At 61.3% G+C, this 21,412-nt stretch carries 13 protein-coding genes; 8 read left to right on the forward strand and 5 right to left on the reverse strand.

The features are described from left to right. Nucleotides 1-414: 414 nt before the first annotated feature. Together J3U87_RS00185 and J3U87_RS00190 are read right to left on the reverse strand one after the other, a co-directional pair. Entirely contained in the window at nucleotides 415-969 is a 555-nt protein-coding gene (locus J3U87_RS00185; RefSeq protein ID WP_237380959.1) for a protein N-terminal glutamine amidohydrolase, read from the reverse strand. 8 nt (nucleotides 970-977) lie between these two features. After that, on the reverse strand, nucleotides 978-4,700 hold the full coding sequence (locus J3U87_RS00190) for a tetratricopeptide repeat protein (protein ID WP_237380960.1): 3,723 nt from the start codon (nucleotides 4,698-4,700) through the stop codon (nucleotides 978-980). Nucleotides 4,701-5,257: 557 nt separating this feature from the next. Between J3U87_RS00190 and J3U87_RS00195 the strand changes: the two genes are divergently transcribed. Next, a complete protein-coding gene (locus J3U87_RS00195; protein ID WP_237380969.1) occupies nucleotides 5,258-5,905 on the forward strand; it encodes a hypothetical protein in 648 nt (215 codons plus the stop codon). Nucleotides 5,906-5,963: 58 nt separating this feature from the next. Here the strand turns inward: J3U87_RS00195 and J3U87_RS00200 are convergent, their stop codons facing one another. Beyond that, nucleotides 5,964-6,851: a LysR family transcriptional regulator gene (locus J3U87_RS00200; RefSeq protein WP_237380976.1), complete on the reverse strand. Its 888-nt coding sequence runs from the start codon at nucleotides 6,849-6,851 to the stop codon at nucleotides 5,964-5,966. A 360-nt stretch (nucleotides 6,852-7,211) separates the two neighbouring features. On the opposite strand from J3U87_RS00200, the gene J3U87_RS00205 reads away from it, so the two are divergent. The 7 genes from J3U87_RS00205 to J3U87_RS00235 all read left to right on the forward strand — a co-directional run bounded on the left by J3U87_RS00205 (nucleotide 7,212) and on the right by J3U87_RS00235 (nucleotide 20,368). Further along, nucleotides 7,212-7,523: a hypothetical protein gene (locus tag J3U87_RS00205; RefSeq protein WP_237380977.1), complete on the forward strand. Its 312-nt coding sequence runs from the start codon at nucleotides 7,212-7,214 to the stop codon at nucleotides 7,521-7,523. Between the two features lie 239 nt (nucleotides 7,524-7,762). Continuing rightward, entirely contained in the window at nucleotides 7,763-8,293 is a 531-nt protein-coding gene (locus J3U87_RS00210; protein ID WP_237380978.1) for a hypothetical protein, read from the forward strand. Nucleotides 8,294-9,453: 1,160 nt separating this feature from the next. Beyond that, nucleotides 9,454-12,873: an AAA family ATPase gene (locus tag J3U87_RS00215; RefSeq protein ID WP_237380980.1), complete on the forward strand. Its 3,420-nt coding sequence runs from the start codon at nucleotides 9,454-9,456 to the stop codon at nucleotides 12,871-12,873. Then, on the forward strand, nucleotides 12,870-16,220 hold the full coding sequence (locus tag J3U87_RS00220) for an AAA family ATPase (protein ID WP_237380989.1): 3,351 nt from the start codon (nucleotides 12,870-12,872) through the stop codon (nucleotides 16,218-16,220). The genes J3U87_RS00215 and J3U87_RS00220 overlap by 4 nt, the downstream gene beginning before the upstream one ends. Next, nucleotides 16,217-18,481, forward strand: coding sequence for an AAA family ATPase (locus J3U87_RS00225; RefSeq protein ID WP_237380991.1), 2,265 nt, complete (start codon nucleotides 16,217-16,219; stop codon nucleotides 18,479-18,481). Before J3U87_RS00220 ends, J3U87_RS00225 begins: the two co-directional genes overlap by 4 nt. A gap of 383 nt (nucleotides 18,482-18,864) precedes the next feature. After that, nucleotides 18,865-19,845, forward strand: a complete 981-nt coding sequence (locus tag J3U87_RS00230; protein ID WP_237380993.1) for an SDR family NAD(P)-dependent oxidoreductase — start codon at nucleotides 18,865-18,867, stop codon at nucleotides 19,843-19,845. A 73-nt stretch (nucleotides 19,846-19,918) separates the two neighbouring features. Then, nucleotides 19,919-20,368 (forward strand): DoxX family protein, encoded by a 450-nt coding sequence (locus J3U87_RS00235; protein WP_237380995.1) that lies wholly within the window; start codon nucleotides 19,919-19,921, stop codon nucleotides 20,366-20,368. 37 nt (nucleotides 20,369-20,405) lie between these two features. On the opposite strand, the gene J3U87_RS35150 is transcribed toward J3U87_RS00235, so the two are convergent. Together J3U87_RS35150 and J3U87_RS00240 are read right to left on the reverse strand one after the other, a co-directional pair. Beyond that, on the reverse strand, nucleotides 20,406-20,690 hold the full coding sequence (locus J3U87_RS35150; RefSeq protein WP_420038246.1) for a type II toxin-antitoxin system RelE/ParE family toxin: 285 nt from the start codon (nucleotides 20,688-20,690) through the stop codon (nucleotides 20,406-20,408). Next, on the reverse strand, nucleotides 20,687-20,977 hold the full coding sequence (locus tag J3U87_RS00240; protein ID WP_237380997.1) for a CopG family ribbon-helix-helix protein: 291 nt from the start codon (nucleotides 20,975-20,977) through the stop codon (nucleotides 20,687-20,689). The genes J3U87_RS35150 and J3U87_RS00240 overlap by 4 nt, the downstream gene beginning before the upstream one ends. Nucleotides 20,978-21,412: the final 435 nt, after the last annotated feature.

Genomic DNA, 21,412 nt, shown 5'->3' on the forward strand with positions numbered 1-21,412 from the left:
CCTATTCTCGAAAACTTCAAAGGGACTCATTTTTTCAGGGGGAATATTTTCAAGATAAGAAGCACTCATGAAAAAGTCAACACGTATGAAAAATCACAGACAATTCAAAAAAACTAACCATTCCGTGTTAAGAATAAAAATGATCGCCAAAGACAATCCAAGACCATTCAGATCAGGACGAATTCCGGCGCAAGGATCCTCCGCACGGGTTCGAGTCCACCCTACGAAGCAGACTCGTGCACTTTGTAGAAGTCACCACCGCTCGAGAGTCCAGATAGCGTGAATTGGGTGGGCTTTGTGGCGCGAAACGAATCGAGACGACTCGGCCGTTCCAAGCTTCCGACATGCAGGCATACCCTGATTGAATCCTGCAGACCGATCCGCGCGACGAGGTTCCAGCCGCGAAAGCATCGCTCAGGGATTTGCCAGCCAGGCTCCAAACGCCGCCAAATCGAACACGTCACCGTGGAAATCGACGGTCATGTCGATGAACGCCTGCAGGTTGTTTTCCTCGCCCGTGCCAATCGGCGGCCAGGGTGGCGGCGGTGCATGCCAATCCCCTTCCTGGCCCAGCATGTGGCTGCGGTCGGAGCGGAAGGTATCCAGAAAGACGGGCGCGGGCACGACGCGAAACATCGGTTGGTAGCGCTTCTTGATCCGAGTCGAAAAGCTCCCGTTCAGGTAGAGGTCCGGTGCCACGGGGCATCCCAACAACGAGTCCAGATCCCACAGGAGCACCTTCTCGCCGGCAGTGACCAACACGACGTGGTAATCCCAAACCACCGCTTCTCCCGGATCGGTACCGGCCCGCATGTGCCACATCGCCACGGTCTTCTCCGGATTGGAGATGAACACGGCGAATCGCCGTCGATCGACCAGCAGCGGATGGCGGCAAAGCTGCCAGACGTTCTCCTCGCAGTAATAGGCCTGGTAGTCGAAATGGGGTTCCCGAGTGGAAATGACGTTCACCTCGCGGCCTAACCGGGCCCTTGCGCCGAAATCTCCGGCCACAGGAAGTCGCGGAAGTAGGCACGATCGAATACCCAGGCCTCTTCGGGCACGACCGACTCCAGCGCGCGGTTCAAGCTCTCGAATACCTGATTGGGGTTTTCCAGGCCATGGCCGGCGATCCAGAGGGTGAAGGCATCGGGGGTGAGGTTTTCCGCCCCGACAAAATTCAGGATGCGCAGGCCGGCCTCGTTCAACAGTTCGCGATGGCTGGGATGCTCCTCGGAGCGGAACAGGATCATGAGGGGAATGGCCGAGCAGAGCTGGCGCGAGACCTCGCTGTCGGGGCCGAAGCGATCCATCAGGGAATAACCCTGGAGGACGAAGTCCTTGAGCGGCACCTGAATGCGCATGCTGAGCCAGAACGACTGGGCGAGATAGTAATCGGACATGGGATCGGAGGTATTGCCGAGATAGTAGAGCACGCGCGACAGCTCGGGCCAGGCGCGCTCCTCGGCCAAGGTCCACACGGCCCGCAGAAAGAGGCCCTCGGCATCGTTTTCCCCGCCGAGCAGGCCCAGGGTCCAGGCCGCGTCGGCCAAGGCGACGGCGTGCCGGCGCATGTCGCCCAGTTGTTTGAAAATGGCGGCGGCCCGCTTGAAATGATCCAGGGCCGCGGCATCTTCCTTTCGTTCGGCGAGGATCGCGGCTCGCGTGTGCAGTGCGCTGGCCTCACCCACCAGGTCACCGGCCTCGTGGCTGAGGGTCAGCGCCTCGCCAAGGCATCGTTCGGCCTCGGACGGCTCATCCAACTCGGTGTAGACGCCGGCCATGGCCAGCAAGGTCGCGGAGCGGCCCTTGCCGTCGCCTTCCGGTAGCCGCGTGTCCAGCGATCGCTGAAAACAGGAAAGCGCCTCCCGGTAATTTTCCGCTTTCATGGCGAGCAGACCCAATTCGTGGTGTACCGCGGCCTGGCAGGAGCGGTCGTTCAGCGCTTCGGCGCGGTTCAGGGCTTCGCGCAGGTGATCGCCCGCTTCCTTGTCGCGACCCTGATTGGACAGGATCAACCCAAGCGAATAGTGGGAGGCCGTCTCGCCGCGCGAATCGCCCTCGTGCTCGGCAAGCGATTCCTCCAGGTAGGAAAGCGCCTGGTCCTCTTCCGCATCCACGGTCGCAGTCGTTCTTGCGGATCCGTCACCCAGGTTTTGGGCAACCGGGTCACCCGGCCGCGGGTCTTCGGTGACCCGCTCGCGGGCGCGGCGCAAGTGGTGGGCCGCCGCATCGGCATCACCCAGCGCCAACTCGGCACGGGCGAGGGTTCGCAGCAGGCGCCGCTCCTCGCCGAAGGCATCCAGAATCAACTGGCAGATGGCCGTGGCCTCGCGCAACCGGGAACGCGAAATCAGGGCTTCGGCCAGGGAAAGGCCTGCATCACGGGCCAGATCCGGCACGTTGGCGGCCAGCGCGAGGCGGTAAGCCTCACGCGCCTGGGCCAATTGCCTCGCGTTGCAAATGTCCCAGCTTTCCTTGAACAGGTCGCTCGCTGCCCGCGCCAGGGCCTGGTTGCGTTCCGTTTCGGGCAGGGTCTCGGGCAGCAATTCGGCCACTTCGTCGGGCAGGTAGTAACGATCGAAGGAACCCATTTCACCGGAAGCGAGGACCACCAGGCCCAATTCGATGGCCCGGTTCAACCGAGCATCCACCAGGGCGCCACCCGCCAATGCCTTGACGGTGCCGAGCGACACAGGAATGCGCATCAGGGAAAGGAAACCCAGTAGGCGCAGGCCCTCGCCGTCGACCTGTTCCAACAGGAACCGGAAGAGCGCGAGGCGCCGCCGCCAGAGGGGAACGGCTGTCAGCCGGGTGTGCGCTTCTTCGAACGTGAATTCGGCCGACCCGGGCGTGGCCAGAAGTTTCAAGAGCCCGTCCACGGCCTCCAGCAGCCCCGGAAGTCCCTCACACAGGACGAGAGCCTTGCGAGCCCGCGTGGCCAGCGGATGGCGCCGCGAACCCAACCAGGGGAGCTGTCGCAACTTCTTCAATACGTCGGCGGAGTTGAGAGCGGCGATCGAGATTTGGCCGATGGCGGCATTTTCATAGGAGACCCGAACCGGATGGGTGCTGGTCACCAAAACACGGGTCTCGGTGACAGTCGTGTTGATTGCCTCCAAAAGGCGTGTGAACAGGGTCGCCGGTTCGTCTTCCAAGATCAGGTAGCCATCGTCGTCCAGCAACGGCATGCCGTGCTCGTCGCGACGGGCGTTCTGCTCGAAGTCTTCGAACGTCACCACGAAGGGTTCCAGCTCCATGACCTGGACCAGCAGCATCTCGAAACGATCGTACATGGAGCGGTTCACCGCATCCATGATCTCCGCGGCGCGCGGGTGATTGAGCGCGTCGTTGAGACCCTGAATCAGCGCGGCTTCGCTGAGTGGTCCGACCAACACGATCTCGCGGAACTGGTACATGCGCTCGCGGATCCGGGCGGCCAGGCTGCTCTTGCCGGCGCCCTGGGGGCCGTGGAGCACCACGCATTCGTGGTACCCCGGCATGCCCGGAATGGTTCGAAACAGGTGCAGCACCTTTTGAATGAGACAGCGCCGGCCCACGAATGCACCGGCCGAGCTAATCGGCGCCTTGCTTCCCGCGGGTGCGAAGCGATGGGGCATTTGCAGCGGTTGGAACACCAGTCGATTGGCGGTATGGGTCGGGGTCACGATCGGTGCCATGGGTGTGTCGTCGGTCAACAGGTGCAAGTCGTGCCAACCCGGCACGCCGGTGGCGGCCAGAACCGCGCGGGTGGCGGCCACGGCTTCGGCCACCGAGTGGCCTTCGGCCAAGGATCGATAGAGTTCGGCACAGGCGGTGCGCATGCCGTGATCGCCGGGAGGACGCCACCAGGTCAGGATGGCGGGTACGCCCTGCTTGACCATGTCGTGGGCCAAGGAGAGCAACGCGTCCCGCTCGGAATCGTCGCCGGTGGCCAGGCCACAAATAAAAAAGAGCCGGGGAAAATCCGGTGAGAGCGCCAGGGCGATGCGCGAGTCGTGGGAATATTGACGCAGCCCCTGGGGATCTTCCGTGAGCAGGCAGGCCTTGCCCTCGTGATAGATGACCCGACCACGGATGTGGATCAGCTCGAAATAGTCGGAGTCCAGTTCGCCGAGGTTCTCGTTCAAGATCGCCAAACAGCCGCTGTCTTCCACCTGCAGCTCCAAGGGGACGCCGGCCAGGGCCTCCAGGACCAGACCCTCCTCCTCCTGAAGGGCGGGATCTTCCTCGGGTTCATCCTCGGGGACCCCGCGTTGGGTTTCCGGCGGATTGGCGGGGAAGGTGAGCATCAGCAACCGGGGCGGTCGATTGACGGGGTCCGGCAGGGTGTGGGCACCCTTGATCGCACGCCGCAGCGGGAGAAACAGCGGAGCCAGCCGACCACTCGAATACTCCTGACCGTCGTGCATCAATTCCCAGGGCGCATCCGAAAGCGGGCAATCGATGTCCACCCGCAGGATGACCCCTTCGCCGAGGGCCTCGCGAACGGGGACACCGTGGTCCTCGAGGCCGATCAACCACTGAAAGAGTTTGCGGCCGAGCGCTTGGTCGTCGGTCACGTGTTTCGCGGATTCGCCGCGAACCTCGGCAAAAAAAGCGCTCGGATCCACCTCGTCGAGGGCCACCCGCGCACGCAGGCGGTTGGCACCGTCGAAGCAAAGCAGTTCCGCGCTTTCCAAATCAAAGCGCCAATTGCTCATAGAGCCTTCCTTGACAGCCTCATTCCATATCTTTGGGGCGTTTGCCTGTCATCATAGCAGGTAACGCGAGGCCAGGGAACGCAGTGGAAGGCGTGGGTCGTCAGAGGGGTTCGCGCCATGGGGGTGGCTCCCTCCGAAGCCAGGCCAGACACGGACCGCAATGGGAGTTTTCCATCCCAATCAACGGTGACTGTGGGTTTTCACCACATTCATATATTTCGTTCTTCGACCACCCGTTTTTGCTCAGCTTCAAGACACGCAACCTCTAGGTGTGAATGCGTTTCAGGTGTTTTCTTCGAGGTGCCAGCCTTTCCGGCCGGCGTCGGGCCGGAGATCCATAATCTTTTCTTATGGAACCATAAATACATGGAATTAGAGGTGTTCAGTCGAAAATGAGATAACTGTTTCACCGCAAGGAGCCATCTGATGATGGGCCAGTCAAGGCAAGGAAAACCCGAACACGGAAGGAGGCCGAAATTAAAAACCAACTGCTGAAAACCGTCGGCATTCTCACGCTAACCACACTAACGACAATCGTATGGGCACAGGAGCAAGTCATGAAAAACTACAAAGCAAGCTATATCGAAATGAAAGCCGCCGAAGGCCAGACAGAAAAATTTGCAGGATTTCTTTCAGATGCAGCACCCTTGGTCAAACAAACCGAACCTGGCACCAAGCTTTGGTTTGCCTTGCAAGCACCTGAAAACAAACTGGCTATCTTTGACATTTTTGTAGATGAAAAGGCGCGAAATGCCCACTTTTCCGGGGCTGTTGCAGGCGCGTTGAATAAAAATGCGAACACCTTGGTCGCGGGGGGCTGGGATGACGGCGTGGTCGCCAACATCCATAACTCCTCCGTATTGTCGGCAAAACCCCCCGCTGATCTCTACAGCGCCACCACCGCAACCTATATCAAGCTCAAAGCGGCCCCCGGACAGGGCGAAAACCTGGCAGCCTTACTGTCGGCAGCAGGTTCCATCGTCGCCGATACGGAGCCTGGTACCTTGTTTTGGGTAGCTCTCCAAATTGACGGGGAGCATTTTGCCATCTTTGACATTTTCGCGGGTGAAGCGGGCCGGGAAGCACACTTTGCCGGAAAGGTCGCCGGACTACTCAATCAAAAGGCTTCCGCTCTGGTGGAGGGCGGTTGGGAGAAAGGTGTGGTCGCAAACGTCAACAACTATGACATTCTGGCGATCAAGTAACATCGGCTAAATTCTTCACTCACAATGCCTGCCTTTTCATAGGTGGGCATTTTCTTTTTCAAGCTGGGTCTTGGTGTCGTTCTGTTTGGGTGAGGGCTTGCACCAAGGCTTGCAATTCCGATCGCGCCGGCTGCTTGAGGTAACGCAAAGCGACGAGATCTCGGCTTACATGGGGAGATGTGAGCGGCCGTGATGAGATACCCGGCATATGGTCCGGCACACAGCTCTTCGGCAGGATGGCAACCCCGACGCCTTCGGCTGCAAGGAGCAACAACCAATTCTCCCGATTACTGCGATAAGAAGCATAAATTTCGATGCCGGATTCCTTGCAAAGGGATAGCAATTCTTCGCGCATCTCGCAGTTTGGCCGATCAAGATAGGTCTCTTTCGACATCTCTTTCAGGGGGACCGAATCCAATGTTTCGAATCGATGTCCTTTGGCGAAAACAACCTGGTACGTCTCGCTCAACAATTTGTCGGTGCAGTAAATATCGGGCGAGAACCCATGATCGGGCGCAATCACCACGTCCAGCAAACCATCCCTCAGCTCTTCCAGCGCGTCATCGGCGCGCCGGTAAATGATTTCAATTTCGATGGAGGGATTTGACGTCTGATATTGCGCAATTCTGCTGGAAAGAAGGTTGCCGCCGACCGTTTCGAAAAGGCCGATCCTGATTGGAATCCTGTCGAGCCGAACATGGCGGACCGCGTCCCCCAGCGTCGCCACAGCTTCATCTTGGATGCGCTGGAAGCGCGGGCGCACCAGTTCGCCAAGCGGCGTCAGGGCGCATCCCGAACGGTCTCGCAGGAAGACGGCTCCACCGAGTTCGTCCTCCAGTTTTTTTATGGCCGCCGTCAATGCCGGTTGAGAGACATTGGCGGCATGGGCCGCCTGGGTGAAGTTACGGTGTTCGCAGACGGCGAGGAAGTATTTGACTTGGTGCATTTCCATAATGGTTGGTTATGGTACAACAGCCCGAATCCATTTGATACAGCCGATTTCACGGAGAATACGGTTTCGCGGCGAGCCAGTCGGCAGGGAAAAACCAGTGCGGGATACCGCCATCCAAGCCCCTGGAGTTTTTCTCGGAAGGGTGGGGCCACGGGGATGCCCAACTCTTCATGAAATCCGCTTCACCGGCTGATTCTGCGGGGGCACCATCCGCTGCCGTGCGGCGTCTTTTGCCCCTCTGTGTATCGATATTTGCTCGTCCGCCAAAGCCGAGAATTCTAACGCAGCCGGGCCGACGGCACCGAGTGGCCCCTGACATTTCCGCCTCTGCCCTCCCGAAACCAACAAACATGGTTGCTGGGTTTCCACGAAGATTACCAGGAGGTGGTGGTCACGGACGCCGACGATCCCTCGAACATCCTTTTCGTGAACCCCGCAGATGACACGGTGCTCCGAACCTTCGGGTCGCAGCGCAGCTCCATGTTCATCCTGGGCTGTGCGACCGCGGACGACCTGTCGCTCACCAGCCTGACGGCGGACCTCGACGGCTATTTGATGCTCGGAAAAGACGGTGTCGTCAGTAGCGCCTACAGTGCGCGCAACACCGAGAATCACATACAAATCCAATCCGGAGACCTACCCGAACGGACCTTCAAAACAAGGTAAATGGATGGGATTCGTGTCGCGCCGCTGTGGCACGGATCCCTCTTTCGCACGCCTTTTGTGGCCGTTGCACCACGCAAATCCAGCATGGCGGCAGGCTACCGAATCAAAAAGCCACGGACTGCCGGCAGCGGCTTGCATTGGAAACCCGGCAGAATCGGAGGTACCCTTTCAAAGACGCCCGTTTCTGGATGGGCACTTTCCAGATCCACCGAATCCAGCTCACCAACCCGAGGTACGCCATGTTGAGAGCGCAATTGTCGGGAGGCGACCGGAAATCGATCGGCGAAGTGGAGGCCGCCGTCGACCTGGTGCTTGGCCAACCCGTGTTGTTCAAGGAACTCTTCGCCCTGATCACGTGCGACGACGCGATCGTGCGCTCCCGCGCGGCAAACGCGGTGGAACGGATCACCCGCGAGCATCCCGAATGGCTCCAGCCCCACAAACAGGTCTACCTGGAACGGGTCCTTCCCATCGCGCAATGGGAAGTGCGCTCCCATGCCTGCCAGATCCTGACGCGTTTCGAATTGGAGCCGTCCGAAATCCGGACCTGTTACAACGAATTGCGCGGCTTCCTAGACGACAAGAGCAGCATCGTGCGCACCTTCACCATGCAGGCGCTTTTTGATTTGTCCCGGTTGGATCCCGACCTGGCCCCCGAAGTGACGCGAACGATTCGGCACCTGACCGAGTCGGGCACGCCGGCGATGCGGTCCCGTGGCCGCAAGCTGCTCAAAGCGTTCGACCACGACGCGAAGCGTCGGAAGTCGTAAGGCCGTTGGTCCGGTGCATCTATTTCGGTCGGCCAGATGCAGCCTCTTCCGACAGGCACCAGGTATTTCTCGGGTTACGGGCACGCTGCCGAGCGATGGTACTTCGGCGAAAGAGATATTTGTGGACGCTGGGGCTTCGCTCTTAGGGGTTCTCTGCGTTTGAGGTTTGTCGGCTTCGATTGGTCGGGCTGGCAGCCCAACCTACGGGCCTCACACCCATCTTCTGATGCGGGAACTATGGACTTTGCGACTTCGTTGACGCACGGCCAGCTTTGCGATCGGCTCCGCTCTTTGGCCCAAACGATTGTTGTTGCTTGGGTTGCTTCGATTGGTGGAGCAAGCTGCTCCACCTACAGGCCTCACACCCATCTCCTCATGCGGGAACTATGGGCTTTGCGACTTCGGATTGGGGTCGCGAGGGCGATTCCGGGCTCCGCTCTTTGGCCCAAACGTTTGTTGTTGCTTGGGTTGCTTCGATTGGTGGAGCAAGCTGCTCCACCTACAGGCCTCACACCCATCTCCTCATGCGGGAACTATGGGCTTTGCGACTTCGTCGACACACGGCCTGCTTAGCGATCGGCTCCGCTCTTTGGCCCAAACGTTTGTTGTTGCTTCGGTTGCTTCGATTGGTGGAGCAAGCTGCTCCACCTACAGGCCTCACACCCATCTCCTCATGCGGGAACTATGGGCTTTGCGACTTCGGATTGGGGTCGCGAGGGCGATTCCGGGCTCCGCTATTTGGCCCAAGCGTTTGTTGTTGCTTGGGTTGCTTCGATTGGTCGGGCTGGCAGCCCAACCTACTGGCGCGCCGACCCTTTTGGACTATCGGGCTCTTTTGACTGTAGGCCTTCGATAATCGCCGAAATTTCCGTCATAAAGACTCGCAACAAACACTCTTTAGACGTCTTTTAAGCGTGTTATGATAATTCGCCAGACGCTTATCAAACCTCCTATTCGCCTGATCGGTATCATTGCCTTCCTGAAATACGGCTCCATGGGCTAAGCTGGAGTCCGACCATCCTACTCTATTTCCCAGCCAAGGCCATTGCCCGGTTCACCGCCGGCAATCGTCTCTCGTCACGATGCAGGCTTCATCGGTTCCACGCCTCTTCCCTGTCGAGGCGACGGAATCCCGAAGCCTTGAACCAAGCGGGTTTGCCATGTCCGAGATCATCTTTCCCATCCACATTCTCCAGCTTCGGTTGGAAGACAACTACTACCTGGCCGAGCCCTTGTTCCTTCCTCAGTTCGCTTCCGTCGACGAGGATCCGGAAAAGGCGGTCGACCACCTTTGTCGACTCCTTGAAGGCGCACTCGCCAAACGGCCTTTGTACCAGGCTTGCGAACGCCACTCGGCGGAAGCCTTCCTGCTCGATCGCGTCACCGTTCAGGTACCACCGCACAAGGAAACCCGCACCTGGGACGCACCCATCGAAGTGACCTTTCCCGTGGTTCGCTACGCCTCCGAACAGAAGAACGGCGCGCGCCACCACCTCGCCCGGGTGCCCTGGTTGGACCTGGAAATCGCCGTGCGTCACGAGCAGGACGGGCCGGAGACGCTTCGATTCGAGATCGCCCAGGCGCTGAAACGCAGAGGCGCGGCCCGCTCGTTGGAACGCCTCCACGCCTGGAGCCGCGTCGTCGATATGGAACTGACCCAGCGCGAGGTGGCCGTGAACTTCCCCACCGCACTCCAACGGCATCGAGACATCAACGAGGATCAGACGACCGAGGTCCTGCGCAAGGTCACCACCCGCCTCAACCACCAACGCCTGCCAAAAGCCTATCGTCGCGAGGCGGAGGTTCAACGGTTGTGCGAAGCCCTGACGCGGGAAAGCCGCCAGGGCATGTTGCTGGTCGGTAAATCCGGCGTCGGCAAAACGGCCGTCATTCAGGAAATGGTGCGCCGCCGCATCCAATTGGGGGTCGGCCACCTCACGTTCTGCGAAAGTAACGGTTCGCGCCTGGTCGCCGGCCAAACCGGGTTCGGCATGTGGCAGGACCAATGCCAGCGCCTGATCGGCGAGGCCCAGCGCGAGAAGGCGGTCCTGATCCTGGGATCCCTGCTGGAATTGTCCGAAGTGGGCAAGGCCTGCAACATTCACCAGAGCATCGCCGGCTTTCTGCGCCCCCATATCGCCGGCGGCAACCTGCCGGTCATCTGCGAATGCACGCCGGAACAGTACGGCCTGATCGAGAAACGCGATCCCCAATTGTTGCAGGTCTTCGAACGCATCGACATCGAAGAGCCGGACGAAGCGGCCATGGCCGACATCCTGGCCGAACGAGCCAAAGACCTGCGCAAACGCTACCGATCGCGCTTCTCGACCAAGGCGTTGCGTCGCATCGATCGCCTTCATCGCCGGTTCGCCGCCTATTCGGCCCTGCCAGGACGACCGCTGCGCTTCATCGACAACCTGGCGATGGACCGGCCCGACCACGACATCGAGGAACCCCAGGTCTACGAGGCCTTCACCCGGGAAACCGGCCTACCGCGCCTGATCCTCGATCCCTCCGTGCCCATGTCGCTGGACGCGACGCGCACCTTCTTCCAAGCGCGCGTCATCGGTCAGGAGGGCGCCATCGATTTGGTGGTCGACATGCTGGCCGCGATCAAGGCCGACCTGACCCAAGCCAACCGACCCATCGGCTCCTACCTGTTCATCGGCCCTACCGGCGTGGGCAAGACCGAAATGGCCAAAACCATCGCGAACTGGCTGTTCGGCGATGCCACCCGCGTCACGCGTTTCGATATGAGCGAGTTCTCCGATCCCTACTCGGTCCAGCGCCTGATCGGCAGCAAGGACAAAGGCGCCGGCCTGCTGACGGCCAAGGTTCGGGAAGAACCGTTTTCGGTGCTGCTCTTCGACGAGTTCGAGAAGGCCGATTCGCTGTTTTTCGATTTGTTGCTGCAGATCCTCGGCGACGGCCGCCTCACCGACGATGCCGGCCGCGTGGCCTCGTTCCGCAACACGATCATCGTCATGACCAGTAATCTCGGTGCCAAGTCCTTCGAGAAGGGACGGCTCGGGGTGGTCAAATCGGATGATCGCGAAAGCGACGCCAACGCACATTTCCTGCGCGAGGTTCGCGACTTTCTGCGCCCCGAAATCTTCAACCGCATCGACAGGGTGGTGCCCTTCTACGCGCTGAGCCCGAACCACGTCACGGCCATCACGCAATTGGAGTTGGACCAGCTCCATCATCGAGACGGCATCCGGCAATCCGGTGTCACCCTGAGCATCGATCCCTCGGTGGTCCACCACCTGGCACAGGCCGGCTACGATGCCAAGCTGGGTGCAAGGCCCCTGAAACGCACCCTGCAGGCGCGGCTGATCGTGCCGCTGTCGGAAATTCTGGCGACGCGCACGCTTGGCGAGCAGCACCGGGTGGAGATCTCCATGGCGGACGGTTTCATCCGCATCGCGGTGACCGCCAACCGAGATGTTCCTGAGAAACCGGGGATCGGTCCCGCCCAAAGCCAACTGCTCAAAAAATTGAGCTACCTCCGGCGCGATCTCTTCGAACTGGATCGCGGTCCTCACCTGAGCAAGCTCCGCAATGAAATCGAACGGCTGAAGATGTTGGAGCAACGGCTGAAAAAGCGCAAGCGCGGCAGCCCCCATGAGCACGCCCAGATCGCGAAACTGCCGGATTTGAAGACCCAGGCGAAGGGGTTCGACGACCTGAACCACGAGGTTGTCGGAGCGGAAAGCGCTTGCCACATGGCCTGGTACGGCTACGAGGAACCGAATCGGCCGGACATGGCTCGACTGACCCGTCTGAACTCCGGGTTCTTCCAAGTCATGGCCCATCTCTACGCCCGGGAATTCGCCGTTCCAGATCGCGCGGTGGTGGGGGTCTTCGGTGACACGCGGGAGATTACCCTGGAAATGGTGGACATCTACTGTTCGGTCGCCCTGACGTTGGGTATGCAGCTCAGCTTCGAAACCTACCACGCCAAACGCCCTCCGGTTCGAAAAGCCACCAGCGCCCGCGAGAAAACCGCCCAACCCAAATCGAAGGGAAGCGACCGCCGCCTGTCTCCAAAGGAACGGGAAACGGCCCATAAGGCAGCCAAAGCCACGAGTCCGGGCGACACCGAGACCGGCGAGCCCGACGAACGAGAAACCAGAAAACGGCAATTGGAACAACGCGCCATGTTCACCGCCGACCTGCCCGAGCTGCGCGAGGTCACCGACCCGGGGCAACTGGAAGGTTGGCGCAAACGCATTCCCGACCACTTGCTGGGCATCGCCCTCGCCATCGAGGGTCCCCTGGCCTGGCTCTGGTTCGGCGCCGAACTGGGCCTGCACGCCTGGCACGGCGAGCCCAAGGTCGAGGCCGTGGTCGTCACGCATCAGGGGCGCCTGGCGGACTTCACCCCTCCGGACGGCGCGGAAAAGCGCTTCGGTCTCAAGAACTGCCCACCGCGTCGCGACTACTGGTCGAGTCGCTTCCGGATCACCGATCACTTCCTCAAGGGAAAACACCGCTCGGGCCTCCCCTGGCCCGCCGCGTTCCAAAAAGTCATGAGCGACTTTCTCGAGCAATCCGCCCGGAGGCGACTCCTGTCATGATCGTCAACCTGCCCATCTACATTCACAAGGTCCCCAAACGCGGCGGCGGTGGCGACAGTCATCTGGCCCGCCCGCTGTTCATCGCCGACGAGCAAGAACGGCGCGACGATCTGGTCAGGGTCCTCGCGGCACTCAAGCGCCGGTTGCAGCGAAGATTGGCCGCCATGGCGCGAGAACCCCACCACCGGGCCCTGCTCCAGGAGATCCAGGCCCACGAACTTCAAGAACATCCGTTGGATCTGGCGATCCCCCTGCGCTGCGGCACGCTCAAACTGAAGGGCCTGCTGGTCAGTACCCGACGCAACGGCATACGGTCTGGCTTTCTACCCGCCTGGCAAGATCTCTGGTTCACGCTGCCGAGCGACGGTTCGGTTCACGACCGGTGTGCGGAGGTGCTTACCCGCCATTACCGCGCGGAGGAAAAAAAGCACCGCCACCCGCACCCCACGATGTTCGAGATCGAGGGCCGCGAATGGCTCACCTGGATGCAAATCAGCATCAACACCAAGGACCAGCAGATTCCCAAGGAGAAGTCCCTGCGCATGTTCCTCGGCCAGGAGGAGCAGGTGGACGGAGCCCTCGAACTGATGAAGGTCGGTCGCTGCCTGGATTGGCAACTGAACGAACAGGAGACCGCTCTCTTTCGCGACAACGAGTTGGCGGAGATGCGCCGCATCGGGCAGGATTCGCAGCCGCGGCCGGTTCTGGTGGTCGGGCCTTCCGGCGTCGGCAAGACCGCCTTGATCAAGAATTGGGTCTTGCGCACCCACAAGGAACGGGCCGACAAATCGCGCGAGGAGACCTGGCTCCTTTCACCGCAACGGCTGATCAGCGGCATGTCCTATGTCGGCGAATGGGAAAACCGGGTGCACGCCATCATCGAACACGCCAAGAAAAAAAACCACTTCCTCTATTTCGACGACCTGCTCGGCCTCTTCAGGGCCGGCATGTCGGCCAGCAGTGATCTGACCGTGGCTCAGGTCCTCAAACCGTTCATCGAACGCCGCCAGGTGCGCGTCATCGGCGAGATCACTCCCGCGGCCCTGAGCCGGCTACGCGAGCAGGATCGCGGCTTCGCCGACATGTTCCACATCATCCGTCTCGCCGAGCCGGAACCCCGCGCCAACATTCGCATGCTGCACCACATGATGCGCCTCCTGGAAGCCGAACACCGCTGCGAATTTCAACGCGACGCACTGCCCCAGGTGCTCGACCTGACCGGACGCTTCGTTCAGGATCAGGTCTTTCCCGGCAAAGCGGTGACCCTCCTGCGGCAATTGGCCGCGCGTCACGAGAACGGCACGATCGACGGGGAGAAGGTACGTACCTCGTTTCAGGCCAAGAGCGGGTTTTCGCTCGAGTTCCTGAACAGGGAGCAATCCCTTTCTCGCGAGGCCGTCATGCGTGAGCTGACCGGCGCGGTACACGGCCAACCCGCGGCGATCACCGCCCTGACCGACGTCATTCTCGCGGCCAAGGCCCGTTTGAACGATCCCCATCGCCCCTACGGGACCCTGCTGTTCCTGGGTCCGACGGGCGTCGGCAAGACCCTGCTGGCGAAAACCGTGGCCGCCTTTCTCTACGGCAGCAGCGAGCGGCTCTTGCGTTTCGACATGAACGAGTATCTGGAGGCCGACGCCGCCCTGCGCCTGATCGGCAGCTTCGCCCAGCCCAACGGCTTGCTGACCCATGCCGTGAGCCATCATCCCTTCTCGGTACTGTTGTTCGACGAAATCGAGAAGGCGCATCCGGTGGTCTACGACCTGCTGCTTCAGGTCCTGGGCGAGGGTCGGCTCAGCGACGGCAACGGACGCACGGTCGATTTCAGTCACACGATCATCATCATGACCTCCAACCTGGGCGCCCGAGAGGCCGGTTCCTCGTTGGGGCTGACCCAGGATCCGACAGACGCGCGAGAGGTCTACCGACGGGCAGCTCGCCAGTTCTTCCGACCCGAATTCTTCAACCGCATCGACCACTTGATTCCGTTCAACGCCCTGACCCGAGACCACATCTCCCGCATCGCCGAAGGTCACGTTCGCGACCTGCTGGAACGCGAGGGGCTGCGACGTCGCGGTTGTGCGATCACCGTGGAGCCGCGCTGGATCGCGCGCATCGGCGAGGCGGGCTACCATCCGGAGCTGGGTGCGCGCGCACTCAAACGCGCCGTCGAGCGTCATTTGACGGTGCCGCTGGGCCGCGCGTTGAGCGGCCGGCGCCAGGACGAGCCGGTGTTCATCCGTGTCGCCGGCGACCACGACGGCCGCCCGAATCTTCAGGTGTTTCACTACCGACCCGCCGCTCGGGTGCCGGAGCGACGGCAGGGCCTCGATCCTGAAAAAGCTCTGGAACGGCTCGAGGCCGAGCTGATCGAATCCGAGCGCCATCTACAGGAACTGGCTCCGGCCGGCGACGTATCCATCGACGCGCTCTCCCCCGAGCTGACCTTCTACTTCGCCCTGCGTCACCACCAGGAGCTGTGCCGCGAGCGTCTGCATTCGGTCCGAGACCTGTTGGAAAGCCTGACCCTCAGCCACACCAGTACCCGACGCATCGCTCTGGAGCGGCCGATCCCCATCGACGACAGCCTGCCGGTCCAGTTGCCGCCGGATTGGGATCCCGCCGATCTGCTGCGCACGGCCAATGTCACCCACGCCCTCAAGGCCCTGGCGAAAAGCCATCGCGGCATCGACGATCCTGTCGGCTTCCGCCTTCGGACCCGACTACGCAAGGCCTGGGAGGCGGTCGACCTGCTGCGCATCCTGGTGGACGCCGGACCGAGTCGGGTCGACGATCAGGCGGCGCTGATCTGTGTTCCACTGACCGGGGCGGTACACGAACCCACGCGCCGGCGCTTGCCGGATTACGGATCCGTCCTGGAGCTGTTTCCCGGCATCACCAAATTGGAAGGTTCGTTCGACGCCGAACACCGAGCCGACATGTCCTGCACCCTTTTTCAGGGTCCCATCGCCGGTCGATTGCTGGAGTTGGAGGCAGGCGTGCACCTGGGCATCGGGCCCGATGGCCTGGTTCCGTACCTGGTCGCGGCCCAACCGATCGGCGACGATCCCGAGACCTGGTACCACTCGACCTGGAAAAAATCCGAGTTGGAGGTTCGCGAACGAGCCTGGTACCTGGCGGAGGCGCTCGCAGGCGCGGGCACCCTGCCGCCGATCGTGCGCGTGATCAGCGACGCCGCCATTGTCGACCTGCCTTCCGGGCTGCTGAGCACCGATCGCAATCCCGCGCCGAACTTTTACTTTCGCACCATGCTCCACCGCCTTACCGCAGGCGGCGCGGAGCGGCCCGATTCGAACAGCCGGCCCGGCCGTAGGGAGGCGCCATGAGTGTCACGTCCATACCCGTGTTGTATTGGCAGGAGCGGCCCGGCATGATGGTGGCCGTCCTGATCCAAACCATCGACATGCACACCGCCGTGGCCGAATCCGCAAAAAAGGCCAAGGAGCAACTCCAGGCTCTGGCGCGCCACCTCGTCGACGAGGGCGATGAACTGGACTCGATCGAAAAACCCGAGTTACGCCTGGTTCCCGTGTCGGTTCGTCCCTCGTTCGTGGAGCGGGAGAGTGAGCGGATCTTCCCCTGCTCGCGCAAGTTGCGCCTGAACGTGGCCGTGGTCGTCGGCAGTTACCGGGACCTGCGGTTCGCCTCCCTTCCCGCCCTCGATCTGAGTTTCTATTACGTCACCGAGGACGACCTGCCCGCCTTGGTCGAGCAGGCGGTGCAACAAAAGCTGGGTGATCGCGACCCCGGCCGTCTGGCGCGGTTGTTTTGCCCGGAGCACATCGAGCTGGATCGCATCCTGGTTCACACCGATCGCGAGTCCAAGCATCGCCCGCTCGAGCCGCCGCCCGAGCTGGGGGCCGTCGCGGAACCCATTCGCGCCAGGAGCTTTCGCCGCACACACGGCAATGCCTGGGGCCGCGAGTCCTGCATCGCCGACCTGATCGCTCGGCTGGGCACCGAGGGCGCCAACGTGCTGTTGCTGGGCCCGGCCGGCTGCGGCAAGACCACCGTCCTGACTCACGCGGTCAAGGCGTTGGAACTCCGGGATCGCGACGAAGACGACGAGGACGACCGTGGGCCGAGGCAGCCACGCCATTGGATGACCCGGCCCGGTCGCATCATGGCCGGGATGAGTTACCTGGGCGAGTGGGAGCAGCGCTGCGAACGGTTGGTGGAGGAGCTCGGCGACATCGAAGGCGTCTTGTGCGTGGACGACCTGCTCGATCTCGTTCGGCTGGGCGCAGAGGAACCCAACGAGAGCCTGGCCGCCTTCTTTCAACCCTATCTGGCGGAAGGGGAGTTGCGGATGGTGGTGGAGACCACCGCCGAGGGCCTGCAGGCCTGCCGCCGTTTGCTGCCCGGATTCGTGGACCTGTTCCAGATCCTGCGCCTGCCGGACCTGGGGGCGCGGGACCGGCGCGAAATCCTGCGGCGGTCGGTGGAGATCGAAAGCCAACGACACCGCTGCAAGGCGGCGGAAGGTATCGACACGGTAACCCTCGACCTGTTCGGGAGATTTCAACCCTATCATCGGTTCCCCGCCGATCCGACCGCCTTCGTCGCCAACAGCTTCGCCCAAGCCAAAAAGAACCGGCTGGAGCTGGTGGAGGGCGATTTCATCACCGAGCGCTTCATGCGTCACACGGGCCTGCCGCGTGATTTGGTGGACGCCCGCCGCCCGCTTTCCTGGGACGCGGTGTTCTCGGCCTTTCGCGGCCGCGTTCTGGGTCAGGATCCGGCATGTGAGGCCGTCGCCGACGTGGTCACCACTTTCAAGGCCGGCATGAACGACATCACGCGCCCGCTCGGTGTGTTTCTGTTTTGCGGGCCGACCGGTGTCGGCAAGACAGAGCTGGCCAAAACCCTGGCGGATTACCTGTTCGGTCACGGGGAGAAGGGCGAGGATCGCCTGATCCGCGTCGACATGAGCGAATACGCATACCCTGGATCCGCCGCGCGCCTCCAGGCCAAGCCGGACGGGCAGCCCAGCGAATTGGTGACCCGCATTCGCCGCCATCCCTTTTCGGTGGTTCTTTTCGACGAGATCGAAAAGGCCGCCGCCGACGTCTTCGATCTCCTGCTCAACGTCTTGGACGAGGGCCATCTGACCGACATCTACGGACGCCGCACCAATTTTCGCAGCGCGATCATCATCATGACCTCGAACCTGGGAGCGGGAAAGACCGCTTCGGTCGGATTCGGCGAAGGTGCCGGACCTTCGTACACGCGGGAAGCCATGAAGTTCTTTCGCCCGGAGTTCGTCAACCGCATCGACCACATCGTATCCTTCGAGCCGTTGAGTCGAACCACGATCGAACAGATCGCGGCGCTTTCCCTGCGTTCGTTCGCCACGCGTGAAGGCCTGAAATCGCGAGAGCTGACCTTGAGCTGGAACGCCGAGGTGATTTCGTTTCTGGCGGATCGCGGCACGGATGTACGCTACGGGGCCAGGCCGCTGCAGCGAGCGCTCGAACGCGAAATCGTGACACCGGTTTCGCGGTTTCTGGTGGAACTGCCGGATCTGACCCAGGCGACGTTGGCGTTGGTATGCAGCGGGGATCGCATCGAAGTGGATTGGCACTGACGGGCGAAGAGGGTCGTCAACACCGCAGCGGGACGGGCCCCCTTCCACGACCGATTCCGAAGGGAAGGCGACGGATTTCTTTGAGTTGGTCGGCTAAAGCGGTTTCGGAAAATGCCCGATGCCTTGGGTATCGACAAGATCTGCAGTTCTGGGCTATGACCCAAATTGACCGATTCTTGGCGGCGCACTCCCACAATCTGCTGGGCTGCAACGCCATGTGAAAATGCTCGACGTACTTTCCAAGTACGCCTCCGGAATGCCGGACCATGCTTTTCCCAAGACGTTTCGCTCCACCATTTTGCGCGGGGTTCGGCCTTCCGATTGCATCCACCCGAATCGCACACTTTGGGTACGACCCTGGGTACGCAACCAAGGTTCACATTATGGGCAAGCGACGCGAGGATACGCGAGTGGTACTCGTCACCGGAGCCAGCACCGGAATCGGCCTGGCCCTCGCCCGCGTCCTGCTGTCCACGTCGTTTCGATTGGTGCTCACCGCGCGAGCAGAGTCGCTGCAGCGTTTCGTCAGCGCCGGCATTCAGGAGAACGAGCGCATCCGCATCCGCCCCCTGGATCTGACCCAGCCCCTGGAAGCCGATCTCCTGATCGAGGAAATCGACCGCGATTGGGGCGGGGTCGACATTCTGGTCAACAACGCGGGCATCTGCTACCGCGCGGTGGTCGAGCACCTGAGCGGCGCCGACGAACAACACCAACTGACGGTCAACTTCATGGGTCCCATGCACTTGATTCGCCTGGTGCTGCCTTCGATGCGCGCCCGCCGGCGGGGCCACATCATCAATCTCTCTTCCGTAGGCGGCATGATGGCCATGCCCACCATGGGCGCCTACAGCGCTTCGAAATTCGCGCTGGAAGGCGTTTCCGAGGCGCTTTGGTACGAAATGCGGCCCTGGGGCGTGCACGTCACCCTGATCGAACCGGGCTTCGTCCATTCCAGTTCGTTCGAAAACGCGCTCTTCACCCAACGCAGCCGCGCGGCCTTCGAGGATCCCAGCCAGGATTATCATCCCTACTACACCAACATGATCGACATGATCACCAAGCTGATGTACGGGTCGCCGACCACCCCGGAAGACATCGCCCGCCGCATTCTCCGCCTGATGCGGCGCCGGAACCCACCGCTGCGCGTCGCCGCCACCTTGGACGCCCACCTGTTCGCGTTGCTGCGGCGTTTGCTTCCCAGTCGTCTCTACCACTGGATCCTGCTGCTCGGCCTGCCGAAGCGAAGACGCTGGGTGGCGAAGCTGCCGAACGCGGCACCGAGCCAGGACGAGTCGGTCCCGAACCCTCGATCCGATCCCGCGCAGAGCGAGCCGGCCAAGCCCGACGAGGAACCGGGATGAGCCGCCGAGCGCGTCCATTGGATCCGCTGCGCCCATTTTGGGAACCGAGCCCGTGTCGCATCAGGAGAAAGCCGTGATCCACCGCTTGAATTACGACATCACCGAGTTGATCTTCCGCCTGCTGTTCAGCCTGATTTTCCTGGGATTGGGAGCGGAACATCTGTTCGACGATCGCCTGATTCAGAACCTGATGCCCGCCTGGATGGAGCCGCGCCGGCTGGTTTCGGCGTTGGCGGGACTGGTGCTGCTGGCGGGCGGCTGCTCGATCGCCCTGGGGTACAAGACGATGCAGGGCGCGCTGGTCCTGGGCGCCTTCCTGGTCGTGGTGACGTTGACGATCCACGTTCCCGCATTGTGGCAAGCGCCGGAAAGCCTATCCGCAGACTGGGCCTGGCTGTGGCAGGTCTACCAGCGCAGCAACCTGGTCAAGAACCTCTGCCTGTTGGGCGTCTGCTTCCACCTGATCAACCATCGCCCGGGCCGGTACAGCCTGGACGAATGGTTGGCCGCCCGACGGGGATAGGTTCAAGCCTCCAACACTTAATTACCGCCAAAAACCATTACGGTTGGGATGGAGGCCCTTGGCGTGCAGCGTGTAGGAAACGCAATACTCGAACTAGATCCTCAGTCGTGTCATAAATCAGAATGTAGTTCTGATGCACGATTAGCTCGCGAGTACCTGCAACGCGGCCATGACGGCCAAGGCCAGAATGAACGACGAGCCGTGAAGCCTTCTCCGAAATAAGTTTATCGAGGGCGAGAGCAGCGGCGGGGTTTTCCTGAACGATGTATTCTCTGATTTTTTTCCGTTTTAGGCTAGCTGGTTTGGCCCAAACCAGCCTCATGATTCAGAGCCGGACAGTTTCCGTTGTGTTTCCGCACGCCATCGAGCGGCTTCTGCTTCCACGTCCTCCGCAGATATCAACTCATGAGCGTTAGCTGTATTGATGCCTGCCCGCACTTCACGCCGAAACCAAGCGCCATGCTCTTCCGCCTCCTGCTGCTGTCGAACGAAGTCCCGCATGAAGTCTCGGAGGAGCTGCGCACCGCTACGGTCTCGCAACTTGGCGGCCTGGGTGAATTGGTGTTTCAAAGTGCCATCGACCCGGAAGGTGAATGTTGCATCACTCATGGCCGTTCCCTCATGTGTTACAAGTCAAGCGCAAGGTAACACAGAGTCGTTGCTCTGGCCGGCCACCGGCACACCGGCACACCGGCAACTGGGTTTTAGGTGGGTAACTAATCCTTCGGAGTTCCCGCATTCACAATTGCTACGAACCAGCGGGGAGGACACCCGGCTTGATTTCGAGAAAGAAACAACGCGAAGTGCGCCGATTCGGAGGGCCCGCATGCGCGTAAGAGACGTAAAGCCTGTAGGTGGAGCAGCTTGCTCCACCAATCGAAGCGACTTAGCATGGATCAAAATCGATCGTCGAGAAATCTAGAGACCCGACCTATCTGCTCCGCTCTTTTATCACTTGATCTCGCGAAGCCTGCGCCGCTTCGAAGTGTCGGCCGGGCCGGCCAACCTACCTGGCACGACGAATCTTTCGGCATTCGGGCACTC

Source organism: Sulfidibacter corallicola (assembly GCF_017498545.1).
Taxonomy (GTDB): Bacteria; Acidobacteriota; Holophagae; order Acanthopleuribacterales; family Acanthopleuribacteraceae; genus Sulfidibacter; species Sulfidibacter corallicola.

What these genes read in the sequence shown, in the direction of transcription:
- J3U87_RS00230 (WP_237380993.1), top strand. Translation starts at nt 18,865, where the DNA reads ATGGGCAAGCGACGCGAGGATACGCGAGTGGTACTCGTCACCGGAGCC.
- J3U87_RS00215 (WP_237380980.1), top strand. Translation starts at nt 9,454, where the DNA reads ATGTCCGAGATCATCTTTCCCATCCACATTCTCCAGCTTCGGTTGGAA.
- J3U87_RS00200 (WP_237380976.1), bottom strand. Translation starts at nt 6,851, where the DNA reads ATGCACCAAGTCAAATACTTCCTCGCCGTCTGCGAACACCGTAACTTC.
- J3U87_RS00195 (WP_237380969.1), top strand. Translation starts at nt 5,258, where the DNA reads ATGAAAAACTACAAAGCAAGCTATATCGAAATGAAAGCCGCCGAAGGC.
- J3U87_RS35150 (WP_420038246.1), bottom strand. Translation starts at nt 20,690, where the DNA reads ATGAGGCTGGTTTGGGCCAAACCAGCTAGCCTAAAACGGAAAAAAATC.
- J3U87_RS00190 (WP_237380960.1), bottom strand. Translation starts at nt 4,700, where the DNA reads ATGAGCAATTGGCGCTTTGATTTGGAAAGCGCGGAACTGCTTTGCTTC.
- J3U87_RS00225 (WP_237380991.1), top strand. Translation starts at nt 16,217, where the DNA reads ATGAGTGTCACGTCCATACCCGTGTTGTATTGGCAGGAGCGGCCCGGC.
- J3U87_RS00220 (WP_237380989.1), top strand. Translation starts at nt 12,870, where the DNA reads ATGATCGTCAACCTGCCCATCTACATTCACAAGGTCCCCAAACGCGGC.
- J3U87_RS00240 (WP_237380997.1), bottom strand. Translation starts at nt 20,977, where the DNA reads ATGAGTGATGCAACATTCACCTTCCGGGTCGATGGCACTTTGAAACAC.
- J3U87_RS00210 (WP_237380978.1), top strand. Translation starts at nt 7,763, where the DNA reads ATGTTGAGAGCGCAATTGTCGGGAGGCGACCGGAAATCGATCGGCGAA.